This window comes from Xanthomonas dyei, assembly GCF_002939865.1.
Classification (GTDB): Bacteria; Pseudomonadota; Gammaproteobacteria; order Xanthomonadales; family Xanthomonadaceae; genus Xanthomonas; species Xanthomonas dyei.
In genome coordinates this window covers 326,946-353,914 of the sequence record NZ_MDEE01000001.1, presented here as the reverse complement: position 1 = coordinate 353,914, position 26,969 = coordinate 326,946, and the positions used below count along the sequence as shown (strand labels likewise).

Genomic DNA, 26,969 nt, shown 5'->3' with positions numbered 1-26,969 from the left:
CTTGCGCGCTCTTGCCGTTCCGATTCCCCATTCTCGACTCCCGATTCCCTTTCCGAAGGAACATCAATGAAATGGTTTGAAATCATCCTGGTTATGCTGACGCTGGGCACCGGCTTCATCTGGCTGCTGGACAAGCTGTTGTTGGCCAAGCGCCGTGCCGCACGTGCCGGGCTGCTGGACAGCGAGCCGGCGATCATCGATTACTCGCGCGCGTTCTTCCCGGTGCTGGCGGTGGTGCTGATCCTGCGCAGCTTCGTTGCAGAGCCGTACAAGATTCCGTCCAGTTCGATGATGCCCAACCTGCTGATCGGCGATTTCATCCTGGTCAACAAGTTCGCCTACGGTTTCCGTCTGCCGATCACCAATACCAAGTTCATCCCGACCGGCGAGCCCAAGCGCGGCGACGTGGTGGTGTTCAAACCCCCGCATGCGCCGGATCAGAACTGGATCAAGCGCGTGGTCGGACTGCCGGGCGACAAGATCGGCTTCCACGGCGACACGCTGTATATCAACGACAAGCCGATGCGCTATACGGTCAAGGGCGAGTACATCGGCAAGGGTAAGGGCGCCGAGATGACCGGCACCACGCTGCTGGTCGAGGACCTGCCGGGCCGCACGCATACCGTGCTGGAGTGGGTGGACCGCAACATGCCGGCCGGCCAGGGCGACTGGACGGTGCCGGCAGACAGCTATTTCGTGATGGGGGACAATCGCGACAATAGTGAAGACAGCCGGTTCTGGACCCAGACGCACTTCTTGCCGGAAGCCAATCTGCGCGGCAAGGCGTTTTTGATCTGGCTCAATTGCGAAGGGTGGTTCTGCAAGGGGAGTTTCGATCCGTCGCGGATCGGGACTGGAATCCAGTAAATGCACGCACGGCGTGCCGGGGAAAGCACAATGAAGCGCAAGCAAAGCGGTATGACGTTGACGTCGTTCGTGGTGGTGCTGGCGGTGGTCGGATTCGGCCTGTATATCGGGATGAAGCTGTTTCCGATGTATCAGGAGTATTACTCCGTCCGTACTGCGATGAAGGGCCTGGCCAATGAGCCGGGCAGTGCCACCATGGACCCGTCCAAGTTGCAGGACCTGTTCTTTCGTCGTCTGTACATCAATTACTCGGAGAACGTCAAAAAAGAAGACGTCAAGTTCGAGCGTGTTGAAGGCGGCTGGCGGATGAAGGTCAACTACGAGGTCCGTCGTGAGCTGGTTGGCAATCTGGATGTTGTCGGCAAGTTCGACACGGAACAGGATTTGACGAAGCGCGGTGTCGAATAGAACCTTCCAACGTGGCGATCCGATCGGGCATGCATTCGCCGATCCGGCTCTGCTTGCCCAGGCGCTACGGCATCGCAGTGCCGGGACGCCGCATAACGAGCGACTGGAATTTCTCGGCGACGGCATCGTCAACCTGCTGATCGCCGAGGCGCTGTATCAGCGCTGGCCCAAGGCCGACGAAGGCGCATTGACGCGCGCGCGCGCCGAGCTGGTACGCGAAGGCGCACTCGCGGTGATCGGGCGCACGCTCAATCTTGGCGAGCGGCTGACGCTGGGCCCGGGCGAACTCAAGTCCGGCGGCCATCGGCGCGATTCGATCCTGGCCGATGCGGTCGAGGCGATCGTTGCGGCGATCTATCTGGACTGCGGATTCGAACGCTGCCGTGCGGTGGTGCTGCCGTGGTTCGAACCATCGCTTGCAGCATTGCCGGTGGGCAAGGCCGAAAAAGATCCCAAGACCCGGCTGCAGGAATGGCTGCAGGCACGGCAGCTGCCGCTGCCCAATTACGCTCTGATCAGCGAGAGCGGCGACGAGCATGCCAAGCAGTTCCACGTCGCCTGCATCCTGGAGCAGCCCATCGCCCGCGCCGAGGGCCAGGGCACGTCGCGCCGCCTTGCCGAGCAACAGGCGGCGGCTACCGTCATCGCACAACTGGATGTAAACACGTGAGCGAAACCACTCCCCACCGTAGCGGCAGCGTTGCCGTGATCGGCCGGCCCAATGTCGGCAAATCCACTCTGACCAATGCCCTGGTGGGCGCCAAGGTCAGCATCGTGTCCAATCGGCCGCAGACCACGCGGCATCGGTTGCTGGGCATTGCCACCTTCCCGGAAGGGCAGTTGGCGCTGGTCGACACGCCCGGACTACATCGCGAGCAGAAGCGCGCGATGAACCGGGTGATGAATCGCGCCGCGCGTGGGTCGCTCGAAGGTGTGGACGCCGCGGTGCTGGTGATCGAGGCCGGCCGTTGGGACGAAGAAGACACCCTGGCGTTCCGCGTGCTCAGCGACGCTGAGGTGCCGGTGGTGCTGGTGGTCAACAAGGTCGACCGGCTCAAGGACAAAACCGCATTGTTCCCGTTTTTGGCGCAGGTCAGCGAAGGGCGGACGTTTGCCGCCGTGCATCCGGTGTCCGCGCTCAAGCGCAAGGGGCTGGAAGCGCTGGTGAGCGATCTGCTCAAGCTGGTGCCCGAAGCCGAGGCGATGTATGGCGAGGACGAAATCACCGACCGTAGCCAGCGTTTTCTGGCCGGCGAGCTGGTGCGCGAGCAGCTGATGCGTCAATTGGGTGAAGAACTGCCGTATGCCACCACCGTGGAAATCGAGCGCTTTGCCGAAGACGGCGCGCTGCTGCGGATCGGTGCGGTGATCTGGGTCGAGCGCGAGGGCCAGAAGGCGATCGTGATCGGCAAGGGCGGCACCCGTCTGAAGGAAATCGGCGGCAAGGCGCGGCTGCAGATGGAGCGGCTGTTCGGTGCAAAAGTGTTCCTGGAAACCTGGGTGCGCGTGCGCGAAGGCTGGTCGGATGACGAAGCGGCGTTGAAGGCCTTCGGATACGAATGAAACCGGGGCCGGGGACCCGGGACCCGGGACCCGGAAAGCGCACGCTATGCGTAAGTGCGTCGCCAATGCTGAGGACATGTCGCCGGGCGATATCTCGGCATGCTCCGCCTCGTGTTGAGCGAGCGGCGCTCGCTCAACACGAGGCGGAGCTTTCAGCTCTGCGGAACAATGCCGGGATAAGCGTTGTGCAAATGGTGCGCGTGTCTGTGGACCGCGCATGCAGCTCGGGCAGCGCTGCTGCGCACCGTCGCCATTCCGGAGGCGCTGCCCTTGCTGTCTACGTGTCCCGGGTCCCGGGTCCCCAGTCCCGGCAACTGCTTCCATGCTGATCGAGCACGAACACGGCTTCGTCCTGCATGTGCGCGCCTGGCGCGAGACCAGCTTGCTGGTGGAAGTGCTGAGCGAGCAGCACGGGCGGGTCGGGCTGCTGGCGCGTGGGGTGCAGGGCCCGCGCAAGCAGGCCCTGCGGGCGGCGCTGCAGCCGCTGCAGTTGATCCAGTTCACGGCCGTGCAGCGTGGCGAACTTGCGCAACTGCGTCAGGCCGAAGCGCTGGACACCGCGCCGCGGTTGGTGGGCGAACGCATGCTGGCCGGTTTCTATATCAGCGAGCTGTTGCTGCGTCTGGCCCCACGCAATGATGCGGTCCCGGAGCTTTATGCGTGCTACGCGCAGGCACGTGCGCATCTGGCCTCGGAGTTGTCGCTGGCATGGGGGCTGCGCCGGTTCGAGCGTGATGTGCTGGACGGGCTGGGGTTTGCCTTCGATCTGCAACACGATAGCGACGGGCAACCGATCGACCCGGCGGCGCGCTATCGACTCGATCCGCAGGAGGGCGCCATGCGAGTACTGAGCGAACGTCTGGCCCAGGATCGGCGCGAAACCGTGACTGGTGCTGCGCTGTTGGCCCTGGGGGAAGACGCCATGCCGGCCACCGATGACATGCCCGGCCTGCGCCGCAGCATGCGCAGCGTACTGTTGCATCATCTGAACGGACGCGGCCTGAAATCCTGGGAAATGCTCGAAGATCTGGCGAGGCGGCGTTGATCGATACGCCGCCGCCCGAGCGCACTGCCGCGCGTCATTCAACCGGGAGACGTACTCCTCTCAACGCCTGACGCTCCTGACGCTGCCGACCGATCACGACACCCTCGACTCAGTGCAATAAGGCCGCCACCGCCGCATGAAACTGGGTCTGCGCCGTGTGCGATTGCGGGTCGCCACGCAGCAGGCGGACCGCGCCGGCCAGCCGCGCGGCGCCGACGAAACCGCAACTGGCCTGCAGCCGATGCAGATGGTTGCGCAGCGCCTGCTCATCGCTGATGTTCAGTGCCGAGGTGACTGCGTCGCGTGTGCCCGGCAGCTCTGCCAGGAACAGTTCGCGCAGTGCGTTGAGGTGATGCTGCTGGCCGTTGAGCGCGCTCAGCGCTGCCGCCTCGTCCCAATCGCTGGCGGCGATGTCGACCACGCCGACCGGCGCCACGCTGTAGCGGCCCCGCGCCAGGCCGCGACGTACCGCCTGCAGCAAGCGTTCGGTGGTCAGCGGCTTGACCAGCATTTCCAGAAAGCCATCGGACTGCAGGCCGCGCTGCACCGCCATGTCGCCATCGGCGGTATGCGCCAGCGCAGGCACGTCCGGATGCAGTAGGCGCAACGCGCGCAGCAGGCCGCTGCCGGTGCCATCGGGGAGATTGACGTCGATCAGCCACAGGTCGTGGCGACGTTCGCGCGCGCGGTCCAGCGCCGACGACAACGAATCTGCGCAATCCACCTGGGCCGGAAGGCTTTCCAGGGCAGCCTGCAGAAAGCCGCGGCTGATCGGGTCGTCTTCCACCAGCAAGAGTCGTGGATGGGGTTCCTGACGTGTCGCCATATTCATTGCTGCCTCCTTGTCAGCGGTTACGCATCCTGAACTTCGGCGCGCACGCGGAGTTTGCCTGTGTTTGCAGGGCACGACAATTGCTACGCCGCCCAGGGCGGCCTCGGTCGATCGCATCTGCGACAATACGCACCCTTTTTGCCCGCAGCTTGTCGTCACGTGGCCAGAACCAGAAACCGTTTCGACCGTACCCCCTTCCAGACCGCCATCACCGACCTGAGCCATGACGGCCGCGGAGTAGCGCGCCGCGACGGCGAGGGCGGCAAGGTCACCTTCATCAGCGGCGCCTTGCCCGGTGAACTGGTGCGTGCCGAGCCCACCGCGCGCAGCCGCCATTTCGATGAAGCCAAAACGGTCGACGTGCTGGAGGCCTCGCCGCAGCGGGTGACTCCGCGCTGCCCGCATTTTGGCGTATGCGCCGGGTGCGTGTTGCAGCATCTGGAGGAGTCGCAGCAGATCGTAGCCAAGCAACGCGTGCTGACGGACAACCTGGAGCGCATTGGCCATGTGAGCCCGCAGACGGTGCTGCCCGCGTTGGTGGGCGACTCCTGGGGCTATCGGCGCAAAGGCCGTTTCTCGGTGCGGCGGGTGGAGAAGAAGGACAAGACCCTGGTGGGGTTTCGCGAACTCGACCCGCGCTTTGTGGCCGACCTGTCGGTCTGCTACACGGTGATCCCGCAGATCGGCGAGAAGATTCCGCTGCTGGCCGCCCTGGTCGAAAGCCTGGACGGCAAGCGCGACATCCCGCAGATCGAGTTCATCGGCGGCGACGATGCGGTGGCGTTGACCATCCGCCACATGCAGCCGCTCAGCGAGCGCGATCGGCAGGCCTGGGTGGAGTTTGCGCAGGCGCATGGGTTTGCGATCTTCCTGCAGCCCGGCGGCGTGGACAGCGTGCATCCGTTGTGGCCGCAGGACGTTCCGCTGTCGTTCCGTCTGCCCCAGTGGGATGTGGAGCTGGCATTTCGGCCGCTGGACTTCATTCAGGTCAATGCCTCGCTCAACCAGAAGATGATTGCGCACGCGCTGGCGCTGCTCGATGCCAAACCCGATGACCGCGTGCTGGATCTGTTCTGCGGGTTGGGCAATTTCACTCTGCCGCTGGCAAGAACGGTGCGCGAGGTGGTCGGCGTGGAAGGCGATGCCGGGTTGGTGGCGCGCGCGAAGGAAAATGCGCAACGCAATGGCCTGGACAATGCGCAGTTTTATGCGGCCGATCTGACCCAGGATCAGCGCAATACGCCCTGGATGCGTCAGGGCTTCGACAAGCTGCTACTGGACCCGCCGCGTTCGGGCGCATTGGACGTGCTGCAGCAACTGCCGCTGAAGAAATTCGAGCGCATCGTGTATGTCAGTTGCCACCCGGGCTCGCTGGCGCGCGACGCCGGCTACCTGGTCAACGAACAGGGTTTTACGCTGGTGTCGGCCGGTGCGATGGATATGTTTCCGCACACCGCGCACGTGGAAAGCATTGCGGTGTTTGAACGGCGGTGAATAGTCATTAGGGAATCGGGAATGGTGAAGGCGGTTCGCCGTATGCTGTTGCGATTCCCGATTCCCGATTCCCGATTCCCGATTCCCGATTCCCATGCCAACAGAAATCGAACGCAAGTTTCTTGTCACCGGCGATGGCTGGCGTAGCGCTGCGCATGCCGTGATCCCGATGGCGCAGGGATACATCAACGATCAGGCGTCGTTGCGCAGCGGCGCGCAGAACGCGTCGGTGCGGGTGCGTCTTCAGGGTGAGAATGCATTTCTCAATCTGAAGTCGCGCGAGGTTGGGCATACCCGTCAGGAGTTCGAATACCCGATCCCCCTCGCCGATGCGCGCGCGTTGCTGGCGTTGTGCGTGGGCGGCTTGATCGACAAGCGTCGGCATCTGGTCGAGCACCAGGGGCATGTGTGGGAAGTGGACGAATTCCTGGGCGATAACGCAGGGTTGGTGGTGGCCGAGATCGAGCTTGGCAGTGCTGACGAGGCGTTCGCCAAGCCGGAATGGATCGGTGCGGAAGTCACCGACGACGTGCGCTATTACAACCTGGCACTGGCCTCCCATCCGTTCTCGCAATGGGTGGAGAGCCGGGAGTCGGGAGTGGGCATTCGGGATTCGTAAAAGCCAAGGGTGATGCGGCTGCATTGGGCGATGCCTTGCGCATCACCAATCACGATTCTCCAATCCCTGTCTCGGTATTGGGCTTATGCTTTGTCAATCCCGAATCCCCGCCAACGAATCCCAGCCTTATGCGCATCGACATCTGGTCCGACGTGGTCTGCCCCTGGTGCTGGATCGGCAAGCGCCGTTTTGAACAGGCGGTCGCTGCGCTTGGTGCGCAGCTGCCGGTATTGGACATCCATTACCACGCGTTCGAGCTCGACCCGGATGCCGGTGCCGAGCCGGTGCCGCTGCGCGATGCACTGGCGCGCAAGTTCGGCGGTGCCGCGCGCGTCGATCAAATGCTTGCGCAGACCCAGGACACCGCACGCGCGGAAGGCCTGCCGTTCGACTTCGGGCGCGGCCAGGTACAGGTCAGCACGTTGCGGGCGCATCGCTTGCTCTGGCTGGCTACGCACGAAGGCGATGTCGGTGCGGTGATGGAAGCCCTGTTTCATGCGCATTTTGCGCAAGGCCAGAACGTGGCTGCGACCGACACGCTGCTGCGTGCGGGTGAGGCCGGCGGGCTTGCAGCCTCGCGCGTGCAGGCGATGCTCGACTCCGACGAAGGCATTGTGGAGGTGCAGGCTCAGTTGGCACAGGCCAGCGCGCTGGGCATCCGTGCAGTGCCCAGCTTCGTGATCGACGGACGTAGTCTGATCCAGGGCGCGCAGCCGCCGGAGACGTTTGCGCAGGCGCTGCTGCAGTTGGCCGCCGAATCGGTGCCGATTGGCGGCGCCGATGCGTGCGGGCCCGATGGATGTGCGGTGTGAGAGATCGCCTGCGTCATGCCCGTGCCGGTGACTGATCCGTCGATGTCGCGCCACCCGCGCACGGTCGCGGTGCTTGGCGCCGGCTTGGCTGGGCTCTCCTGTGCCAAGGCGCTGCAGGCCGCCGGCGCGGTGGTGACGGTGTACGAGCAGGGCGATGCGGCTGGTGGACGCATGCGTGCCCGTGCAGGCAAAGGTTGGCAGTGCGATGTGGGCGCGCAGTATTTCACCGCGCGCGATCCGGACTTTGCGGCAGTGGTGAGCACATGGGTCGCCGCGGGCGTCGCGGCGCGCTGGCCAGCACGCATCGCAAGCTGGGATGGAACTGAGATGCGTGCGTCGCACACTGCGTTGGCGCGTTTTGTTGGAGTACCGGAGATGGCCGCTCCCGCTCGCGTGCTGGCGGCAGGGCTGGATGTTCGGTTGCATGCAGCGGTACGCAGCTTGCAACGCAGGGGCCAGGGCTGGGCGTTGGGCGTGCACGGCGTGCACGGCGCGCCCGCGCTGCATGTGGTCGATACGGTGTTGCTCGCACTTGCCGCACCGGATGCGGCGGCGTTGTTGGCAGGGGTCGCACCTGCGCTTGCGACCATCGCCGGCGATGCATGCATGCAGCCGGCCTGGGCGGTGGTGCTGCGGTTCGACGCGCGGATCGATCCCGGCTACGACGCGCTGTTCGTCAACGCCGGCCCCTTGCGCTGGGTAGCGCGCGACTCCAGTAAACCGGCACGGCAGGGCGCCGAGACCTGGCTGCTGCATGCCACCGCCGACTGGAGCCAGCTGCATTTCGATGCCGCGCCCGAGGACGTCATCGCCATGCTGCTGCCGGAACTGGCGGCGCTCGGCCTGCCGCTGCCGCAGGCCTGTGATGCCTATCGGTGGGAGGTGGCCAGCACCGATCCTCCGTTGCAGACCGGCTGCTTCTGGGATGCGCAGCTTGGCCTTGGCATGTGTGGCGACTGGTTGGCGGGCGGCAAGGTGGAGGGCGCGTGGCAAAGCGGAACCGCCTTGGCGCAGCGGGTGTGTGCCGACGATGTCACGCACCATACGGATGCATAAGCCGGTGGCGCATCCGTGGTGTTTGAGTATCAGTGCCGCGCAATGGCAGAGCGGGGTTTGCGTTGCAGACAACGCAGACGCACAGATGTCGTGTGCAGCGTTTCAAAATGCCTACCCGAGCGCCGCGCTGATGCAAGCGTGTCTTGCATGCATGCGCGAGCTCAGCACCAATGCATGACTCCGATACGCGCAGCAGCGCCTCGCAAACGCCCGCACATACGCTGCGCCTGATCCTGGGCGATCAGCTCAACCCGCAGCACAGCTGGTTTGCGACGCACGACCCCGGCGTGGTCTACGTGCTGATGGAAGTGCGCGAGGAAACCGATTACGTGCTGCATCACGCGCAGAAGATCCTGGCGATCTTTGCGGCAATGCGCGCGTTTGCCGCGCGCTTGCGGCAGCACGGGCACCGCGTGCGCTATGTCGCGATCGATGCCCCCAGTAATCGGCAATCCATCCCGGGCAATCTCGAGGCGTTGATGGCGCATTACCGCGCCGAGCATCTGCAGTACCAGGCGCCGGATGAGTGGCGGCTGGATGAGGCGCTGCGTCACTGGAGCGCGGGCTGCGCATTCGCTACGCACATGGTCGATAGCGAGCATTTTCTGACCGAGCGCGCTGAGGTGGCGGCGTGTTTCCGCGCCGGAAGTCAGTGGCGCATGGAGGTCTTCTATCGACGGATGCGCACGCGCCATCGCATCTTGCTCGATGCCTCCGGCCAACCGGAAGGTGGGCGTTGGAACTTCGATCACGACAATCGCGCGCCGTGGCCCGGCGATCCGCCAGCGCCGCAGGAGTGGCGCGCCGCGCACGACCATGGCGCGTTGTGGCGCAGCATCGAAGCTGCCGGCGTGCGCAGTTTCGGCGCGCCAAATGCGCAGGCGCTGCCATGGCCGCTGGACCGCGATGAAGCCTTGCAGCATCTGGATGCCTTCATCGCCACTGCGTTGCCGGATTTCGGCCGCTACGAAGATGCGATGAGCACGCGTAGCCCGCGGCTATTCCATTCGCTGCTGTCGTTCGCGCTCAACGTCAAGATGTTGCACCCGGCCGAAGTGATTGCGCGTGCCGAAACGGCGTGGCGGCAGGGACACGCACCGCTGGCCTCGGTGGAAGGCTTTATCCGGCAGATTCTGGGCTGGCGCGAATACGTGCGCGGCGTGTACTGGTCGCAGATGCCCGGCTATGCGCAGTCCAATCAGCTCGATCAGCATGCGCCGCTGCCGCAGTGGTTCTGGGACGGGCAGATCGGAATGCGGTGCCTGGCCGATGCCGTCGGCAATTCGCTGTCCAATGCGCATGCGCACCACATCCAGCGGCTGATGGTGATCGGCAATTTTGCGCTTTTGGCGGGGCTGGACCCGCAGGCGCTGCATCGCTGGTATCTGGGTGTCTACATCGATGCGTTCGAGTGGGTGGAGTTGCCCAACACGGTGGGCATGAGTCAGTTTGCCGACGGTGGCCTGCTCGGCAGCAAGCCGTATATCAGTGGTGCGGCCTATATCGATCGCATGAGCGATTACTGCAGCGGCTGCAGCTATCAGCGCAAGGCGCGTGTCGGTGCGCGGGCCTGCCCCTACAACGCGCTGTACTGGGATTTCCTCGCGCGGCAGCGCCCGCTGCTGGGCACGAACGAACGCCTGGCGATGCCGTATCGGCAGCTCGATGGCATGGCGCCTGAGGTGCTGGAGGGCATCCAGATCCAGGCCGCACATTGGCGGGCGAATCTGGACCGTCTTTGAGGCGGCGAAGACCGAAGTCGTCTGCTGGGCGGCCAGTGCGGTCGTGAACCTGCCGCATGCGTCCTGCTGCAGACCGCCGCGCGTCGTACGCCGCTGGCGAGCTGGGCAGCACAGCCGGGGTGTCTGCCCGGGGCCGCAGGCTGTTGCGTTTGCGGTGCGAATAACGGCACCGGCGCTGCCAGCGCCAGGGGCGCGAGCTCAAGGGCGATCACGTGGCTTGCGGTATCGGTGCGCGGGCGCCGCAACGCCTGGCCGCAAGGCGCTTGGGTCAGTGGACGTCACCCCCTGTCTGAATGCGCGATCTGACGCTGCAACGCGCATCTGCGACAATGCCGCGCTGCGCCCTCGTGGCGCCTGGCCCGGGAGTCCCCCAACATGCTTCTGATCGGCGTTGCCGGTACCGAACTCAGCGCACAGGAACGCGACTGGCTGCAGCACGATGCCGTTGCCGGCGTGGTGCTGTTCAAGCGCAACTTCGCCTCGCGCACCCAGGTGGCCGAGCTGTCGGCATCCATTCGTGCTGCCGCGCCGCGACCGGTGTTGCTGTGCGTGGATCAGGAAGGCGGGCGCGTGCAGCGGTTTCGTGACGGCTTCAGCGCGCTGGCGCCGTTGCAGAGCTTCGGTACGCAGTATCTGCAGGATCCGCAAGGCGCGCTCGCCGCAGCGCGCGCGCACGCGCAGCTGATGGCCACCGAAGTACGCGCCAGCGGCGTGGACCTGAGCTTTGCGCCGGTGGTGGACCTGGGGCGCGGCAACCGCGCCATCGGCGATCGCGCCTTCAGCGACGACCCGCAGATCGTGGCCACCTTCAGCCGCGCCTATGTGCAAGCGCTGCACGGTGCCGGCATGGCCGCCACGCTCAAACATTTTCCCGGCCACGGCACGGTGCTCGAAGACACCCATGTGGATCACGCCAGCGACCCGCGTTCGCTGGAGCAACTGCAGGCCGACGATCTGCTGCCATTCGTGGCCGGCATCGAGGCCGGCGCCGACGCGGTGATGATGGCGCACGTGGTCTACCCGCAGGTCGCGCCGGAACCGGCCGGTTATTCGCAGCGCTGGATCGAGCAGATCCTGCGCGGCCAGATGGGCTTCCGCGGCGTGGTGTTTTCCGACGACATCGGCATGGCGGCCTCGTTCAGCGCCGGCGGCGTGGCGGGCCGAGTGCATGCGCACCTGGATGCCGGCTGCGACGTGGTGCTGGTCTGCCATCCGGAACTGGTCGACGAATCGCTGCAGGCCGTGCAAGGCCGCAGCCTCAATACCGCAGCGCTGATCGGCCTGATCGGTCGCGGCGCGCTCGGTTGGGACGGCCTGCTTGCCGGCACCGATGCCTCGTTCAACACTCCTTCCGCTCCTTTCGGATCAATTGCCTGATGTCCACGCTCACCATTTCCCAGGCCCTGGCCCAAGCCGATCTGCTGGTCGACCGCCCAGCCATCGATGCCGCCGTCGGCACCATTGCCGATGCCATCGCGCGCGACTATGCCGGCGAAGTGCCGGTGTATCTCACCATCATGCACGGCGCGCTGCCGTTCTCCGGCCAGTTGGCGCTGGAGTTGGGCGCACGCGGGCAGGACCTGCAGTTCGATTATCTGCATGCCACCCGTTATCGCGGCGAAACCGTCGGCGGCGAGCTGGTCTGGAAGCACCGCCCGGCTACCGCGCTGTTCGGCCGCCGGGTGATCCTGGTCGACGATATCCTTGATGAGGGCTATACGCTGCAGGGCGTGCGCCAGTGGTGTCTGGAGCAGGGCGCCACCGATGTACGCGTGGCGGTGTTAACCGTCAAGCGGCACGACCGCTGCGTGCCGGGCGTTACCGCCGATTACGTGGGCGTGGAAGTGGCCGACCGCTATGTGTTCGGCTTCGGCATGGACGTCAACGAACAGCTGCGCGGTATTCCTGCCATCTATGCGATGAAGCAGTAAGACGCGCGCGGTGATCAGCAACGCGACCGCGTAGCCGCCAGGCGAACCCGGCCGCTGCGCAGGGTTGGTTTGCACGGGCGGTGGAGTGCGCTTCGCTTTGGCGCCCACCCCCGGCGACACGATCGCTCGCCATATGTTGCTGATCGCTTCTGAATCACTGGCCCGCCGCCGCGCGGGCACTCGTGCGCGTTTGCGCGCTTCCACGTCCGTTACGTTGCAGAGGTCGGTTGTGTCTTCCCATTCCATCGCATTGGCCGTCATTGGCGGCACTGGTGTCTACAAGCTCGCGCAGCTCGATGACGTGCAGACCCACGAGCTGGACACGCCCTACGGCGCGCCGTCGGGGCCGATCCGCGTCGGCATGCTGCTAGGTCATCGGGTGGCGTTCCTGGCCCGGCATGGCGAAGGTCATTCGCTGCCGCCGCACAAGGTCAATTACCGCGCAAATATCGCTGCGTTGCAGCAAATTGGCGCCTCGCGCGTGCTTGCGCTCAACACGGTCGGTGGCATCACCGAACAGTTCGGCCCGCGCGTGCTGGCATGCCCCGATCAGCTGATCGATTACACCTGGGGGCGCGTGTCCACCTTCTGCGAGGAGCCGGGCAGCGAGGTGCAGCATGTGGATTTCGGTCATCCGTATTCGCCGATGTTTCGCAGCAAGGTCATCGCTGCGGCCAAGGTGACCGGGGTCACGATGGTGGCCGGCGGGTGCTACGGCGCGACGCAAGGGCCGCGTTTGGAAACGATTGCAGAGATCGCCCGCATGCGTCGCGACGGCTGCGATCTGGTCGGCATGACCGGCATGCCCGAAGCCGGGCTTGCGCGCGAAAAAGGCCTGGAATATGCGTGTTTGGCGATCGTGGCGAACTGGGCGGCCGGTTGCGGCGACGCGCAGGAAATCACCATGGCCGAGGTGTTGGCCAACGTGGATGCCGCCTCGTCCGGGTTGCCCGAACTGATTGGCGAACTTGCACGCGGGTGATTGTCATTGGGGAATAAGCTTTGCATACTCGGCGCGTACGCACCGCCGTACACCACCCATTAATTATTGCAAAGGTCTCGCATCACCATGCCGAACGGTACCGTCAAGTGGTTCAACGACGCCAAGGGATTTGGCTTCATCTCACCGGAGGACGGCAGCGCCGATGTCTTCGCGCACTTCTCCGCGATCAACTCCAAGGGCTTCCGCAGCCTGCAGGAAGGCCAGCGCGTCAGTTATGACGTGACCCAGGGCCCCAAGGGTGCCCAGGCTTCGAACATCACGCCGGTCGAGTAATCTGACTCGATTGTGCGGTTGAAGAACCCCGCCACGGCGGGGTTTTTTTTGCACCGGTCCACGCAGGACGGTGTTCGCGAACCGGAGCAGGGACGATGCAACAAGCATTACGGATTGCGGTAGTGGGCTATGGAACGGCAGGGCAGGCGCTGGCGGTCTTGCTGGGCGCCGATGGTCATCGACTGGACGTCTTCGAGCGCGCCGCCAAGCCGGGGCCGGTCGGTGCCGGCTTCCTGCTGCAGCCCAGCGGCCTGCAGGTGTTGTGGAAGATGGGCCTGTTGTCGCAGGCCCTGATGCATGGCGCGCCGGTGCGCCGCCTGTACGGCGAAACGCCCTGCGGGCGCGCGGTGATGGACATGCAATACCGCGATCTGGATGCCCGCCTGATGGGTCTGGGCATGCAGCGCGGTGCGTTGTTCTCGCTGTTGTGCGATGCCTGGCCCGAGTACGCGCAGCTGCAGACCGATACCCAGATCACCGCCATCGATCACGAGGGTAGGCGCGTGCAGGACCAGCGCGGGCAATGGCATGGTCCGTACGATCTGATCATCGCCGCCGATGGCTCGGCTTCCACGCTCCGCGCGCAGGTGCAGGGCACCCGGCTGGATCGGGTGTATCCATGGGGCGCGCTGTGGTGTCTGTTGCCGCGCGAAGATTGGCCGTTTGTCGACGAACTGCGCCAGCGCTATATCGGTGCGCGCAAGATGATCGGGCTGCTGCCGGTAGGCACGCGGCCTGGCGACGACATCCCGCGCCTGAGTTTTTTCTGGAGCCTGCCGTGCAGCGATTTCGCCGCCTGGGAGCAGCGCGGCATCGGCGCGTGGCGCGATGAGGTGGCGCAGATGTGGCCGGACGCGCATCTGCGTCTGGACAGCGTGCAGGTGCACACCGCGCTGGCACGCGCCAGCTACCGCGATGCGGTGATGACGCGCTGGCATCGTGGCCGTTTCGTGCTGGCCGGCGACGCCGCTCATGCGATGAGCCCGCAGCTGGGCCAGGGCGTCAACATGGCATTGCTGGATGCATTGGCCATGCGCGATGCCTTGCGCGCGGGCGAAGATATCGATGACGCCTTGCAGCGCTATCAGCGCGAGCGCCAGGCGCATGTGGCGATCTATCACCGCTGGAGCCGCTGGCTCACGCCGCTGTTTCAATCCGAGCGCGATGTGTGGGCACGCGGGCGCGATCTGTTGCTGCAGCCGATGGGGCGCGTACCAGGCGGTCGTGGTCACATGCTGCGCGTACTCAGCGGCACCCAGCATGGCTGGTTCGGCAAGTTGGCGCTGGCGCCGGAGTTCGTGGACGCGTTGTCGCAACCATTACCGCAAGCGCTGCCACGGCCGCAGAGCGTCGCCAACAGCGGCTGAGCGGACGCAGGTGCTCGCCCCGCGTGGCGGGTAGTTGGAAGGGGCAGGTATCGTTGGATGCTTTGGTGTCGAGCGTATCGGCCACACCGCTCGACGATGGTTCGGGGTGGTGTATGTGGTGCCATCACGCGTCCTAGCAACGCTGACGTAGCGGGTGTACGCACGGTTGCCAGGAGCAGCTAAAAAGCCTGGCGAGCAGGCGTCGAGTGTAGACGTCGCACTCAGAACCGGAGTGCGCGAGTAGGAGTGCGCGAGGAATCCATGTTGCAGCGAACGCCGGCCGTGCCTGCCTGGCAGTGAGCGCAGTTCGTTTGTTGGCCGCTCACAGCAGCGCAGCGGCTAACGCACCGGCAAGGCCACCGCATCGCCCCCCACACAGGCCACCAGGCGCTCGCCTTCGAGCAGTGTCGGTACCACGCCAGCGGTGAAATGCGAGAACGCCGGCAGGATGGTGAGCCGTTCGCGCAACCAGAACGCCGGCCAGCGCCGCGACAAGCCCGGCAGGGCCGCCAACGGATGCAGATGCCCGCACAGCACGTGGCCGGTGGGATGCGACAACGGATCGTGGCGCAGCACGAACGGCCCGTCTTCGACCTGTTCGTCGGCCGCGTCGATCTGCAGATCCGCACCGGCCACGGCGCGGTCGTGGTTGCCGCGGATGGCAATCACGCGCAGCTCGGCATGCTGCTCGCGCCAAGCGCTCCAACGGCGATGCCAGGCCGCGCGCGGGGCAGGACCATGCAACAGGTCGCCGAGTATCCACAATGCCTCGACCTGGCGCTGCGCAAGCAGGGCATCCAGGCGCTCGAGATCGTGCGCGGTGCCGCCGGCGGGCAGGCCGATACCGGCGCGCCGGAATACATCGGCCTTGCCCAGATGCAGGTCGGCGATCAGCAAGGCGCGCTGCGCTGGTCGATACAAGGCACGTTCGCCGAGCAGTTCCACCGTTTCGCCGGCCAACTGCAGCTGCACGCTATCGCCCATGCTTGCGCTCCAGTTGCTCGGCGGCGCGCAACACACGCGCCTTCCAGTCCTCGGTACTCAATTGACCACGCATGCGTTCGGCCCACAGCGGGAACGACAACGGGGTGAGGCTGCGTGGCGTGCACAGGCGCAGGTCGCGGCGTGCGCAGTCCTCCAATGCATGCGCCAGGCGTGCCAGTTCGAGTTGGCCTTCAAAGACTTCGCGCTCGGCCTGGGCCAGCAACAGATGCTCCGGATCGAAGCGCTGCAACACGTCGTAAAGCAGTCCGCTGGAGGCCTGCAGCTGCCGCAGGCTGCGTGGTGCACGGCCGGGCAGGGACGGCGACAGCAACCCGGCCACGCGCGCGATCTCGCGAAACTGCCGGCGTGCCAACTCGCCCAGGTTGAGACTGTCGCGCAGATCGTCCAACAACCCGGCCGGCGACAGCAAGGCGCGTAGCACGTCGGCGTCGATCTCCACATCCTGCGCGGGCGAGAGCACAAAGCCGTAGTCGTTGGCGGCGAAGCTGAAGGTATTGCGCTGACGTCGGCCCCAGCGTGCGGCAAGCAGCGCGGCCAGCCCTTCGTTGACCTGCCGTCCGGCGAATGGATACACGAACACGTGCCGGCCATCGCGCGCCTTGATGCTTTCTACCAGCAGGTGATCCGGGCCGGGCAGCGCCGAGAGCGATGCCTGCAAGTGCAGCAGCGGGGCCAGCGCCTGCATTTCAGGCGCATCGCCGGGCGCGGCGAACAGCGCTTCCACTTCGCGGCCCAATGCCGACGACAACGGCATGCGCCCGCCCATCCATTTGGGCACCACACCGCTGCCGCCCTTGGCCACACGCACGTAGGCGGTCATGTCTTCCAGACGCACCAGTTCCAGCAAACGTCCGGCAAATTGAAAGCGATCGCCGCGGCGCAGGCGGCCGACGAATTGTTCTTCCACCGCACCGAGTCGGCCGCCACGCAGGAACTGCACGCGCACGCTGCCATCGCTGGTGATCGTGCCGATGGATAAACGATGCCGCAGCGCGACGCGGCGGTCGGTGACGCGATACACGCCGTTCTCGTCGCGCACCACTTTGTGGAAATCCGGGTAATGCGCCAATGCGCTGCCGCCCTGCACGATGAAGTCGAGCACTGCGTTCCAGGTGGGTATGTCCAGCGCAGCGAAGGCATCGGTGCCGCGCACTTGCTCGAACAATGCAGCGGCATCGAAGCCGCCGCCCAGGGCGAGGGTGACGCAGTGCTGGGCCAGCACATCCAGCGACAAACGCGGTGGCGGCCGCGCTTCGATATGGCCGTGGTTGATGGCGCGACGTGCCGCGGCGTATTCGACCAGTTCCAAGGCGTGCGAGGGCACGCACACCACATGCCCGGATTCGCCGGGACGGTGACGCGCGCGGCCGGCGCGTTGCAGCAGGCGCGCGATGCCCTTGGGACTGCCGACTTGCAGCACTTGATCCACCGCCGGGAAATCCACGCCCAGATCCAGACTGGAAGTGGCGACCACGCAACGCAGGCTGCCGTCGCGTAGCCCCTGTTCGGCGGCGGCGCGCAGACTGGGGTCCAGCGAGCCATGATGCAGCGCAAGCGTGGCGAGATCGTCCGGCCATACCGCACTCAACGCTTGGTGCCACAACTCGGCCTGTGCGCGCGTATTGGTGAAGACCAGGCTGGTGCGCTGCTGCATGACTTTTTGCAGCACGCGCGCCAACTGCGCCAGACCCAGATGGCCGGCCCACGGAAAGCGTTCGCCGCTGTCGGGTAACAGCGTCTCCAGCGTCATGGCGCGCGGTTTGACCCCCGACACCAGCGCCGCATCGGGGCGATGCGGCAGCAGCACATCGCGTGCCTGCGCCAGATTGCCCAGCGTGGCCGACAGGCCCCAGATGCGCAGCGCAGGCGCCCAGCCGCGCAGGCGCGCCAGACACAGCTGCAGCAGCACACCACGCTTGTTGCCGAGCAGTTCGTGCCACTCGTCGACGATCACGCAGCGCAGCGCGGACAGCTGCGCTGCGGTGTCCGGATACGACAGCAACAAGGCCAGCGATTCGGGGGTGGTGACCAAGACATCTAGCTTGCCGCTGCGTGCCAGCCGCTTGTCGCGCGCGCTGGCATCGCCGGTGCGCAAACCCACCTGCCACTCCAGTCCCAGCGCCTCCACCGGTTCGCGTAGTGCGCGTGCGGTGTCGGCGGCCAGCGCACGCAGGGGCGTGATCCACAGCACCTGCAAGCTGCGTTGCTGCTGTCGGCGTGCGGCAGCGGCAGGCTTGGCCGATGTGACCGGCAGGGTGCGGCTACGCGCGGCCAGGGCGTCCAGTAATGGGCCACCGAATGCTGCCAGCGTCTTGCCGCTCCCGGTCGGCGTATGCAGCAAGCCGGATTCGCCCGCGAGATAGCGCTTCCACACATCGCGTTGAAACGGCAACGGCGCCCAGCCGCGCTGCGCGAACCAGTCGCGCCACTGCTGCAATGGCGTGCCGCGTGCCTGCTGCGCCGCCGTCACCGCGCCAATGCCTGCAGACTGCTCAGGTGATCGGCCTCGGCAAACGGCTTGTCGTGCCGCCAGCGCAGGATGCGCGGAAACCGCACCGCAATGCCGGATTTGTGCCGCGCGCTGCGGTTGACCGCTTCAAAGCCCAGCTCGAACACATGCTGCGGGCTGACCGCGCGCACCGGACCGAAACGCTCGGTGGTGTTGGCGCGAATCCAGCGGTCCAGCTGCAGGATCTCGGCATCGTCCAGGCCCGAATACGCCTTGGCGATCGGCACCAGTTGCCCCTCGTGCCACAGCCCGAAGGTGTAGTCGGTATACAGCGTGCTGCGGCGGCCATGGCCGGCCTGCGCATACAGCAGCACTGCATCGATAGTGAGCGGGTCGATCTTCCATTTCCACCAGTCGCCACGTCGGCGGCCGGCCTGATACACCGAGTTGGCGCGCTTGAGCATCAGCCCTTCCACGCCGCGTTCGCGTGCTTGTACGCGCAGCTGTGCGGCGGCGTGCCAATCGCCGGCTTGCACCCGTGGTGAGGCGACGATGCGCGGATCGTCGAGCGCGGTGAGCACGCCCTCCAGCAGCGCACGCCGCGCGTGCAACGGGCGCTCGCGCAGATCCACGCCGTCCAGTTCGAGCAAGTCGTAGGCCACCACGCGCGCAGGCGCGGCCGCCAATGTCTTGGCGCCGGGCTTGAGCCGCTGGATGCGCGTCTGCAAGGCGGTGAACGGCATCGGTAACGGCTGCTCCGGTTGCCAGGCCAGCAGCTCGCCGTCGATGACCGTGCCGTCGGGCAACTGCATTGCGGCGTGTTCGATTTCCGGGAAACGGCCATCCAGGCGTTCTTCGCCGCGCGACCACAGCGCCGCGTCGCCGGCGCGCCGGATCAGCTGCAGGCGGATGCCGTCCCATTTCCATTCCAGCAGCCAGTCGTCAATGGCGCCCAGTGTGTCGACCTCGGCGTCGAGCGGCGAGGCGAGAAAGAACGGATAGGGCTGCTGACGATCGCCCGGCAGTTCTTCGCTGGTCAGCAAATCGGCAAGATAGGTCGGGTGCGGTCGCCAATTACCGAGCATGCGCTGGGCGATGCGTGCGATGTCCACGCCCGATAGTTCGGCCAGCGCTTGTTGCACTAGCCGCTGCGAAACGCCCACGCGCAATGCGCCGGTCAACAGTTTGTTGAACACCAGCCGCTCATCGAAGGCCAGGCTGCGCCAGGCCTGCACGATGCATGCCTTGCGCAGCGCAACGTCTTGGTTGGCGACCGGCAGCAAGCGCTGTTCGATCCATTCCGCCAGCGGCAGATCCGGTGCTTCGATGATCGGGTCGTCGAGCAACAACGCCAGCGTTTCGGCCAGATCGCCGACATGGTCGTAGCTGTCGGCGACCAACCAATCGGCAATGCCGGCGGTGTCGGTGATCCACTCGCGCAGCTCGCCGCTGCTGGCGATGCGCATGCGTGCGCCGGCGACCTTGCCGCCGGCCAGCAGATACAGCGCCCAGGCCGCGTCCAGCGCTGGCGCTTGGCGAAAATAAGCCACCAGCGCAGCGCGCTTGTCGAGCGTGCCGGTACTACGGTCGAGGGTGCGGTACAACGCGGCAAAACGCTTCACGGCCGCGCCTGTGGCGTTGTATCGGAAGTTGCAGCGCATAGCTCCAGCGCACGGCGAGTACATGCGCCTGACATGCGCACGCGGCGCTGCAGGCGGAGTGGGCCGATTGACGCGGCCGGCGCGCTGCGATGCACGCGACAGACCAATGCGTGTCGGCCAAACGCCAGTGCGCCACTCAAGCGCAGACGCGCATGCGCGCGTGCATTACTGCAGACGGCGAGCGGGTTCATTCTTCGGCTCCAAAATCGGTGCGGAAGGCTTCCGCCGCAACGCCGCGCTCGCGCAGGTGCTGGATCAACGCATCGGTATTGCCGTGGGTGGCGATCACCCGGCGCGCACCGGTGTCTTCGATGGTGCGCAGCAGATCCGGCCAGTCCGCATGATCGGACACCACAAAGCCGCGGTCGTAATTGCGCCGACGCCGATTGCCGCGAATGCGCATCCAGCCCGAGGCGAATCCCTGTTGCGCATGCCGGAAGCGGCGAATCCAGGGGCTACCCGCCGCCGACGGCGGCGCCAGCACCAGTTGGCCGGCATAGTCGGCGCCGCGCGCATGCTCGCTGACCGGTTGGGTGTCAAGCATCGCGATGCCAGCTTGGCGATACACCTCCACCCCGGCCGCAATCGCACCGTGCAACAGCGCGGGCTGCGTGTCCCAGGCGCGCAATTCGGCCAGCACCCGCTGCGCCTTGCCCAAGGCGTAGCAATACAGAATAGCGGCCTCGCCGCGCTCGGCGCATTCGCGCCGCCAGGCGACGATATCGGCCGCCACATCGGATGTCTCCGGCCAGCGATACACCGGCAGCCCAAAGGTCGCTTCGGTGATGAAGGTGTCGCACGGCACCACTTCGAACGGCGTGCAGGTGGGGTCGTGCTGGCGCTTGTAATCGCCGGATGCCACCCAGACCTCGCCATCCACTTCGATACGCACCTGCGCCGAGCCCAGCACATGTCCGGCCGGATGCAGCGACACGCGCGCGTGTCCCAACGTAAATGCTTCGCCATTGGCATGCGTGTGATAGACCTGCTCGCCGAGCCGCCATTGCAGGATCGGCAGACTGTCGCGCGTGCAGTGGTATTCGCCCATGCCGCCACGCGCGTGATCGCCGTGGCCATGCGTGATCACCGCACGCGGCACCGGTCGCCAGGGGTCGATATGAAAGTCGCCCTGCGGGCAATACAGCCCCTCGGGGCCAAGCACCACCAGATCGCCGCGTGTGTTCGTGTCGTTGCCGTTGCGCATGCCCGCAACTCTGGCCAAGCCGGTGTGCAGATCCTGAGAATGGGAATGGCGCGCATCGTTGCGACCATGCGGCTGCGGCGGGTGTTCGGAATCGACATCCATCGCGCGTACGCTCCGGTTCTGAGTGCGCCGCCTACACTCGCCTGACGATTGCTCGCTAGGTGTTGTTAGCCGCTGCAAGCTTTGGAGTGCGATGCCGATCGTCGGCCTGCGTCGGCGCGCAATGGCGAAGCGATACGCGGTTTTACCAGGGACGCTGTTGTGCTCAGCGTCACTGGCGTTGCGAAAACTGCGCTGCCGCTGCGCCAGTCTGATTCCACAGCGGCGATGCCGCACCCAGCGCGCTAATGCCGTGTTCGCCGCCCCGATCCGCGCACCGCGCTTGCTTCCACAGCCAGCGTAAATCCGCGTTCTTCGCCAGCGTGCATCGCGCCCACATCGACCACGTGGCGGCGAATCTCCTCGCCCTTGCCGTTACGCACCACCACCACCACGGTGTATTCCCACGGATCGCCGTCGGCGGGATGACGGATGGTGCCGTCGACCTTCAACGGCACGATGGGCGCCGGCTGCGCGTGTTGCGCAGCCGCCGAGTCGAAGCGCAGATGGTGCTTGCAGGCAGGGCAGATAATGGCGCTTTCCAGGATCGTCGCCTTGCAATGCGGACAGCTGCGCGTGGCTCCGGGCGTGCCCGGGCGGGGTGCACTCATGTGGCGTCGTTATCGCCGCCAACAGTCGCCTTGCTGGCGCTTGCCGGCTTGCCGGTGTCCTCGCCCCAGCCGAAGTCGGCCTGGCCGCGCATACGGGCGCCCGAGGCCACGGTGAGGCTGCCGGCCTTGACGTCTCCCACCAGCACGCCGGAGGTCTGCAGTTCCACCTGTGCCGCCGATTCGATATTGCCTTCCAGCTCGCCGGCGATGATGACCTTGTTGGCACGCACGCCGCCATTGAGCTTGGCGCCGCGTTCGATGGTCAGATCGCCCTTGACGTTGACGTCGCCCTTGAAGCGGCCGGCCAGGCGCACGTGGCCGGCACCTTCGATCTTGCCTTCGATGCTGATGTCGGCGGCGATCAGCGATTCCTTGGCCTCGCTCTGGCGCTGCGGCGGCGCGGCGGTGGGGACGACGCTGGGCGTGGCGGTGGCCGCCGGTACCGGCGGGGCAGGGCTGGCGTCGGCATTGAACAGCCGCCCATCGGCGGCAGGAGCATCCGGCGCTGCGGGAACGCCGTCTTTCTTGTTGGGACCTTGATCGCGCCACATCGACATCGGATTGCCTCGCTTCGGGGGTCAAGGCCGACTATCGCTGCGTCAATCGATCTTTTGTGTGACGAATTGCACAATCCTGGATCGACAACGTGCCTGCTCAAGCCCCGACGTCGGTCCCGAGCGGTGCGTCACCGCCATGACGCTCGACCCGGTTACGCCCGCGATGCTTGGCTGCGTACAGCGCTGCGTCGGCTTTCTGGATCAGGCTCGCGCCAAGCTCGCCATCGGCCGGAAAGCTGGCCACGCCGATCGAGGCGGTGACGCGCGGCAATGCGCGCTGGCCATCGCTGACCGCCAGCGCCGCGATATGGCCGCGGATCTCCTCGGCCACGCGCACGGCTTCCTCGCCATCGGCCTCGGGCAGGATCACGGTGAATTCTTCGCCGCCATAGCGGCAAGCCACGTCCTCGGCGCGCAACCGGGTCAACAACAGGTCGCCGACCGCCGCCAGCAGCAGGTCGCCACCGGCATGGCCCTGGCTATCGTTGAACTGCTTGAAGTGGTCCACGTCCAGCATCAGCACCGACAACGGCAGGCCGCGCCGCGCGCAACGCGCCAGCTCGTGACTCAGCGATTCTTCCAGATAGCGGCGGTTGTACAGTCCGGTCAGCGCATCGCGGATCGACTGGCGGCGTAGCGACTCGCGCAGGCGCAGATTGCTCAACGCCAACGACAATTGCTCTGCCGCTGCCTCGGCGATTTCCAGGCGCGGCATCGGACCCGGACCAGGCGAGGACAGAAACAGAAAGCCCAGCTGTGTGCCCTGCGCCGACATCGGCAGGCACGCGGTGGTGATCGGTGCCTGGGTGTCCGGCGTATCGATATGCGCGCACGGCGCATCCCGCGCGAGGTCTTCGATGATGTGCGGCTGGCCGCGGCGCAATGCCCAGCATTCTTCCGGCAACAGATGCGGTGCGCTTTGTACCAGCGGCTCGCCCCAGTGGCTGATCGCCTCGGCGCGATCCTGCGAGGCGCGCAGCAGGTACACGCTGCCGGCAATGCCCGGCAGCAGGCTGGCCAGGGTACGGCTGGTCACCACCAACGCTTCTTCGGCGCTGATGCAGCTTTGCAGCAGGCCGGTGTAGCGGCTGAGCAGAGTGAGATCGGCGGCACTGCGCTGCAATGCACCGACGCTATCGCCCAGCTCGCGATTGGCATTTGCGGCAAGGCGTTCGGCCTGTGCGCGATGCCGCAGTTCGCGCATCAGCAGCGCATAGACACCGCCGACTACCAGCAGCCCGAACGGGATGCCGGCCAGTGCCAGCGTCAGCAACAAGGTGGCGCTTTGCCGGCTACTTTCGGCGCGCAGCGCCAGCAGTTCCTGCTCGCGTTGCACCATCGTCAGCGCCTGCTCGCGGATGGCGCTGGTGGTGCGGAACGCGCTTTGCCGGATGCCGGCGCGTGCCGGTTCCAGGCCGCCCTGTGCATAGACATCCAGCGTGTGCTGGATTTGCCGCAGCCGCGTCTCCACCAGGGTTTGCAGTTGATCCAGCTGCTGCTCTTGCGCAGGATTGTCGACAATCAACCTGCGCAGATTGCTCAATAAGATCGGCAGGCGTTCCACACTGGTCTGGTAATCCAGTAAGTAGGCCTCGTTGCCGGTGAGCAGGAAGCCACGTTGCGCCGACTCGGCATCCAGCAAGCGTGCCTGGATCTCGTCGACTCGCCCAATCACTTCATGCGTATGCGAAACCAGCGCCGCATCGGCCAGCGAGCGGCGCGCGCCGACAAAGATGCCGATGCCGATGGCGATAAAGATCAGCGCAGAGAAGACCAGCGCCAACTGATTGCGGCGCCGCGATGTAAAGGAGGTGGGCATGCCGAATGCTAGCGTGCCGGGCTCGACAAAACGAGATCAATCTCCACGCAAGACGTGTGCGCCAGCACGAAATTGTCTGCGCGTGGACGCAGCACATGCATGGTTCAGAGCGGCTGACGTGCATTGCAAGCTGCAGCTGACTGGCCGGCCCTCTAGCACCCAAAGCGCATAGGGCAACGCCACTCTTGCGATGGGCTGCGCTCACCTGCCGGCGAGCGCAGCGGGTTTTTCGTCGTTCTTAGTGCTGCGGATGCTCGGCATCGTGCTTGTCGGCATTCTGCTCAGCTTTGTTGGCCATCTCGCGGGTCTTGTCGGCGGTAGCATCGGCAGCGTTGGCGGTCGCGCGACTGGCGTCGGCTGCCATCTCGCGTGCGGCTACGCGTGCATCGGCGGTGGCGGCCTTGGCCTGTACTGCGGCGCGGTCGGCGGCCTGCTCGGTGGCAGCGGCAGCGTGCTTGGCGGCGGACGCGGCATCGCGACGGGCCTGCTCGGCATCAGGGCCTTGACAGGCGGCGAGGGTGAGGGCGGCGATAGCGCTCAACGACAGCATGCGGATCGTCTTCATTAGTGGTCCTGTTCCTGTTCCGGTGTTGGAGAGCGGAGCTTATGCAGGAGCCGATGCACTCTGCGTCAAGGTGCGGCCTGCTACCTGCGTGGGGCAGGCTTGCCTGGGACAAGCCACGCGTCTGAATCGCACCGGCGCGGCGCATCCATCTTTGTGCGCAAACGGCGCGTCAAATCACAGGCAAAGAAAAAGCCGCTGGAAACCAGCGGCTTTTTCCGAACTCGCTTGGAGCTAAGAAGTGATTACTTCTTGGCTTCTTCGGCGGTGTCCTTAGCAGCTTCGGCGGTGTTTTCAGCCGTCTTGGCAGCGTCAGCAGCCTGGTCGGCAGCAGCGTCGGTCGCGGCGCCGGAAGCAGCCTGGGCAGCGTCAGCAGCGGTGTCGGCCGAAGCAGCGGCGGTGTTGGCAGCGGCCTGAGCGGCGTCAGCCGACTGCGAGCCCGAGGCAGCAGCCTGGTCAGCAGCGGTCTGAGCGTCGGTTGCAGCTTCGTTAGCCGAAGCAGCAGCGTCCTGAGCCTGTTCCGGCTTCGAGCAAGCGGTCAGGGCCAGGCCCAGAGCCATTGCGATCAGCAGCTTGTTGATGGTCATTGTTTCAATCCTCGTCGATTAGATTAGGCAACGCGCTATTGCGCGCCCCCGACATGATGACGGCCCGAAGACTAGTGTCAAGCGCATGCGCATTCAGCTTTGCAAATTCGCTGTTAATGGCAATCAAATCAATTCGATAGCGATGGCTGTCGCTTCACCGCCGCCGATGCATAGCGTCGCGATTCCGCGCTTGCCGCCGCGCGTGCGCAACGCATTCACCAATGTCACTACCAAGCGCGCACCGGATGCGCCGATCGGATGACCCAGTGCGCAGGCACCGCCATGCACGTTGACCTTCTCGTGCGCAATTCCCAGTTCCTTGATCGGTGTCATCGCCACAACAGCGAAGGCTTCGTTGATTTCGAACAGGTCCACCTCGTCCAATTGCCAGCCGATTTTGCCGACCAACGCCTGGATCGCCGACACCGGTGCGGTGGTGAACCATTCCGGTGCCTGCGAATGGGTGACGTGGCCGACGATGCGCGCCAGCGGCGTCACGCCACGGCGCTGCGCATCGTCGGCGCTCATCAGCACCGTGATTGCCGCACCGTCGGAAATACTCGACGAGCTGGCTGCGGTGACAGTGCCATCTTTCTTGAAGGCCGGCTTCAGGGTCGGGATCTTTGCGATGTCGGATTTGCCCGGCTGCTCATCGCTGTCGACAACAATCTCGCCCTTGCGCGTGGCCACGGTCACCGGAACGATTTCATCGGCAAAGGCGCCGCTGCGCTGCGCAGCCTGCGCGCGCTCGACCGAGGCGATGGCGAAGGCATCCTGATCGGCACGGCTGAAGCCGAACTTTTCTGCGGTGGCTTCGCCGAACACGCCCATCGCTTGGCCATCGTAGGGATTGGTCAAGCCATCCCACGCCATGTGGTCCACCGCTTGAAAATTGCCATAGCGATTGCCGGTGCGCGAATTGGGCAACAGGTGCGGGGCATTGCTCATCGACTCCATGCCGCCGGCCACCACGATGCTGGCCGAACCGGCCTTGATCAGGTCGTGTCCGAACATGATCGCCTTCATGCCCGAGCCGCACACCTTGTTGATGGTGGTGGCGCCGGTGGATGTCGGGATACCTGCAGCGATGGCCGCCTGGCGCGCCGGCGCCTGGCCAAGATTGGCCGGCAACACGCAACCGACGATGACCTCGGACACGTCGGCCGGTGCGATTCCCGATTGCGCCAGCGCGCCTTGGATGGCGGCGGCGGCAAGCGTCGGTGCCGGCACCCCGTTGAATTGACCGAGAAACGAGCCGATGGCAGTGCGTTTGGCAGCAACGATGACGATGTCGGACATGAGCGGATACCGTTTAAAGTGAAACGATTATCTGCCTCATGGCCGATTCGCGCCAGCAAGCTGACGTGCGGCTGCAGACCCGAAGCGATGCCGTATATGATGAG

At 65.5% G+C, this 26,969-nt stretch carries 27 protein-coding genes and 1 other RNA gene; 16 read left to right on the top strand and 12 right to left on the bottom strand.

Annotation, left to right across the window (positions count from 1 at the left end):
* Positions 1–66 precede the first annotated feature (66 nt).
* From lepB to recO, 5 genes are all read left to right on the top strand, one after another.
* The gene (gene lepB / locus XdyCFBP7245_RS01620) at positions 67–867 is read left to right on the top strand and encodes a signal peptidase I (RefSeq protein WP_104614079.1); all 801 of its coding nucleotides are present in this window, start codon (positions 67–69) and stop codon (positions 865–867) included.
* Entirely contained in the window at positions 868–1,275 is a 408-nt protein-coding gene (locus XdyCFBP7245_RS01615) for a DUF4845 domain-containing protein (protein ID WP_104614078.1), read from the top strand.
* Positions 1,265–1,945, top strand: a complete 681-nt coding sequence (gene rnc / locus XdyCFBP7245_RS01610; RefSeq protein ID WP_104614077.1) for a ribonuclease III — start codon at positions 1,265–1,267, stop codon at positions 1,943–1,945. Before XdyCFBP7245_RS01615 ends, rnc begins: the two co-directional genes overlap by 11 nt.
* Complete coding sequence (era, locus tag XdyCFBP7245_RS01605) at positions 1,942–2,838, top strand: GTPase Era (RefSeq protein WP_104614076.1); 897 nt, start codon at positions 1,942–1,944, stop codon at positions 2,836–2,838. Before rnc ends, era begins: the two co-directional genes overlap by 4 nt.
* A 322-nt stretch (positions 2,839–3,160) precedes the next feature.
* The gene (gene recO / locus XdyCFBP7245_RS01600; RefSeq protein WP_104614075.1) at positions 3,161–3,883 is read left to right on the top strand and encodes a DNA repair protein RecO; all 723 of its coding nucleotides are present in this window, start codon (positions 3,161–3,163) and stop codon (positions 3,881–3,883) included.
* 109 nt (positions 3,884–3,992) lie between these two features.
* Here the strand turns inward: recO and XdyCFBP7245_RS01595 are convergent, their stop codons facing one another.
* Positions 3,993–4,715 (bottom strand): response regulator, encoded by a 723-nt coding sequence (locus XdyCFBP7245_RS01595; protein ID WP_104614074.1) that lies wholly within the window; start codon positions 4,713–4,715, stop codon positions 3,993–3,995.
* A gap of 159 nt (positions 4,716–4,874) precedes the next feature.
* Between XdyCFBP7245_RS01595 and rlmD the strand changes: the two genes are divergently transcribed.
* From rlmD to XdyCFBP7245_RS01545, 10 genes are all read left to right on the top strand, one after another.
* On the top strand, positions 4,875–6,209 hold the full coding sequence (gene rlmD / locus XdyCFBP7245_RS01590; RefSeq protein WP_104614073.1) for a 23S rRNA (uracil(1939)-C(5))-methyltransferase RlmD: 1,335 nt from the start codon (positions 4,875–4,877) through the stop codon (positions 6,207–6,209).
* A gap of 94 nt (positions 6,210–6,303) precedes the next feature.
* Positions 6,304–6,828, top strand: coding sequence for a CYTH domain-containing protein (locus XdyCFBP7245_RS01585; protein WP_104614072.1), 525 nt, complete (start codon positions 6,304–6,306; stop codon positions 6,826–6,828).
* A gap of 128 nt (positions 6,829–6,956) precedes the next feature.
* Complete coding sequence (locus tag XdyCFBP7245_RS01580) at positions 6,957–7,640, top strand: DsbA family oxidoreductase (protein WP_104614071.1); 684 nt, start codon at positions 6,957–6,959, stop codon at positions 7,638–7,640.
* A 42-nt stretch (positions 7,641–7,682) separates the two neighbouring features.
* Complete coding sequence (locus tag XdyCFBP7245_RS01575) at positions 7,683–8,696, top strand: NAD(P)/FAD-dependent oxidoreductase (RefSeq protein ID WP_104614239.1); 1,014 nt, start codon at positions 7,683–7,685, stop codon at positions 8,694–8,696.
* Between the two features lie 170 nt (positions 8,697–8,866).
* Positions 8,867–10,438 (top strand): cryptochrome/photolyase family protein, encoded by a 1,572-nt coding sequence (locus XdyCFBP7245_RS01570; protein WP_104614070.1) that lies wholly within the window; start codon positions 8,867–8,869, stop codon positions 10,436–10,438.
* A gap of 375 nt (positions 10,439–10,813) precedes the next feature.
* Positions 10,814–11,815, top strand: coding sequence for a beta-N-acetylhexosaminidase (gene nagZ / locus XdyCFBP7245_RS01565; protein WP_104614069.1), 1,002 nt, complete (start codon positions 10,814–10,816; stop codon positions 11,813–11,815).
* Positions 11,815–12,369, top strand: coding sequence for a hypoxanthine-guanine phosphoribosyltransferase (locus XdyCFBP7245_RS01560; RefSeq protein ID WP_055845328.1), 555 nt, complete (start codon positions 11,815–11,817; stop codon positions 12,367–12,369). The genes nagZ and XdyCFBP7245_RS01560 overlap by 1 nt, the downstream gene beginning before the upstream one ends.
* A gap of 229 nt (positions 12,370–12,598) precedes the next feature.
* Positions 12,599–13,351 carry an S-methyl-5'-thioinosine phosphorylase gene (locus XdyCFBP7245_RS01555; RefSeq protein ID WP_104614238.1) on the top strand — a complete coding sequence of 251 codons (753 nt, stop codon included), beginning with the start codon at positions 12,599–12,601 and terminating at the stop codon, positions 13,349–13,351.
* An 87-nt stretch (positions 13,352–13,438) separates the two neighbouring features.
* Positions 13,439–13,645: a transcription antiterminator/RNA stability regulator CspE gene (cspE, locus tag XdyCFBP7245_RS01550; RefSeq protein ID WP_003488188.1), complete on the top strand. Its 207-nt coding sequence runs from the start codon at positions 13,439–13,441 to the stop codon at positions 13,643–13,645.
* Between the two features lie 95 nt (positions 13,646–13,740).
* Positions 13,741–15,012, top strand: a complete 1,272-nt coding sequence (locus tag XdyCFBP7245_RS01545) for an FAD-dependent oxidoreductase (RefSeq protein WP_104614068.1) — start codon at positions 13,741–13,743, stop codon at positions 15,010–15,012.
* A 339-nt stretch (positions 15,013–15,351) separates the two neighbouring features.
* On the opposite strand, the gene pdeM is transcribed toward XdyCFBP7245_RS01545, so the two are convergent.
* The 5 genes from pdeM to XdyCFBP7245_RS01520 are packed head-to-tail and all read right to left on the bottom strand — an operon-like array spanning position 15,352 to position 21,331.
* A complete protein-coding gene (gene pdeM / locus XdyCFBP7245_RS01540; RefSeq protein WP_104614067.1) occupies positions 15,352–15,996 on the bottom strand; it encodes a ligase-associated DNA damage response endonuclease PdeM in 645 nt (214 codons plus the stop codon).
* Entirely contained in the window at positions 15,986–18,487 is a 2,502-nt protein-coding gene (locus XdyCFBP7245_RS01535; RefSeq protein WP_104614066.1) for a ligase-associated DNA damage response DEXH box helicase, read from the bottom strand. Before XdyCFBP7245_RS01535 ends, pdeM begins: the two co-directional genes overlap by 11 nt.
* Positions 18,484–20,088: an ATP-dependent DNA ligase gene (locus XdyCFBP7245_RS01530; RefSeq protein ID WP_104614065.1), complete on the bottom strand. Its 1,605-nt coding sequence runs from the start codon at positions 20,086–20,088 to the stop codon at positions 18,484–18,486. The genes XdyCFBP7245_RS01535 and XdyCFBP7245_RS01530 overlap by 4 nt, the downstream gene beginning before the upstream one ends.
* Positions 20,085–20,318, bottom strand: coding sequence for a hypothetical protein (locus tag XdyCFBP7245_RS24115; protein WP_104614064.1), 234 nt, complete (start codon positions 20,316–20,318; stop codon positions 20,085–20,087). The genes XdyCFBP7245_RS01530 and XdyCFBP7245_RS24115 overlap by 4 nt, the downstream gene beginning before the upstream one ends.
* Positions 20,315–21,331, bottom strand: coding sequence for a ligase-associated DNA damage response exonuclease (locus XdyCFBP7245_RS01520; protein WP_104614237.1), 1,017 nt, complete (start codon positions 21,329–21,331; stop codon positions 20,315–20,317). The genes XdyCFBP7245_RS24115 and XdyCFBP7245_RS01520 overlap by 4 nt, the downstream gene beginning before the upstream one ends.
* Positions 21,332–21,427: 96 nt before the next feature.
* On the opposite strand from XdyCFBP7245_RS01520, the gene XdyCFBP7245_RS01515 reads away from it, so the two are divergent.
* Positions 21,428–21,504, top strand: a non-coding RNA gene (locus XdyCFBP7245_RS01515) — sX9 sRNA.
* Between the two features lie 171 nt (positions 21,505–21,675).
* On the opposite strand, the gene XdyCFBP7245_RS01510 is transcribed toward XdyCFBP7245_RS01515, so the two are convergent.
* From XdyCFBP7245_RS01510 to XdyCFBP7245_RS01485, 6 genes are all read right to left on the bottom strand, one after another.
* The gene (locus tag XdyCFBP7245_RS01510) at positions 21,676–22,041 is read right to left on the bottom strand and encodes a hypothetical protein (RefSeq protein ID WP_104614063.1); all 366 of its coding nucleotides are present in this window, start codon (positions 22,039–22,041) and stop codon (positions 21,676–21,678) included.
* Positions 22,038–22,598 carry a bactofilin family protein gene (locus XdyCFBP7245_RS01505; RefSeq protein ID WP_104614062.1) on the bottom strand — a complete coding sequence of 187 codons (561 nt, stop codon included), beginning with the start codon at positions 22,596–22,598 and terminating at the stop codon, positions 22,038–22,040. The genes XdyCFBP7245_RS01510 and XdyCFBP7245_RS01505 overlap by 4 nt, the downstream gene beginning before the upstream one ends.
* A 97-nt stretch (positions 22,599–22,695) precedes the next feature.
* Entirely contained in the window at positions 22,696–24,417 is a 1,722-nt protein-coding gene (locus XdyCFBP7245_RS01500; RefSeq protein WP_104614061.1) for a diguanylate cyclase, read from the bottom strand.
* Between the two features lie 238 nt (positions 24,418–24,655).
* Positions 24,656–24,982 (bottom strand): XAC1346 family secretion chaperone, encoded by a 327-nt coding sequence (locus tag XdyCFBP7245_RS01495; RefSeq protein WP_104614060.1) that lies wholly within the window; start codon positions 24,980–24,982, stop codon positions 24,656–24,658.
* Positions 24,983–25,224: 242 nt separating this feature from the next.
* Positions 25,225–25,566, bottom strand: coding sequence for a hypothetical protein (locus XdyCFBP7245_RS01490; protein ID WP_104614059.1), 342 nt, complete (start codon positions 25,564–25,566; stop codon positions 25,225–25,227).
* A 123-nt stretch (positions 25,567–25,689) separates the two neighbouring features.
* A complete protein-coding gene (locus XdyCFBP7245_RS01485; RefSeq protein WP_104614058.1) occupies positions 25,690–26,865 on the bottom strand; it encodes a thiolase family protein in 1,176 nt (391 codons plus the stop codon).
* Positions 26,866–26,969: the final 104 nt, after the last annotated feature.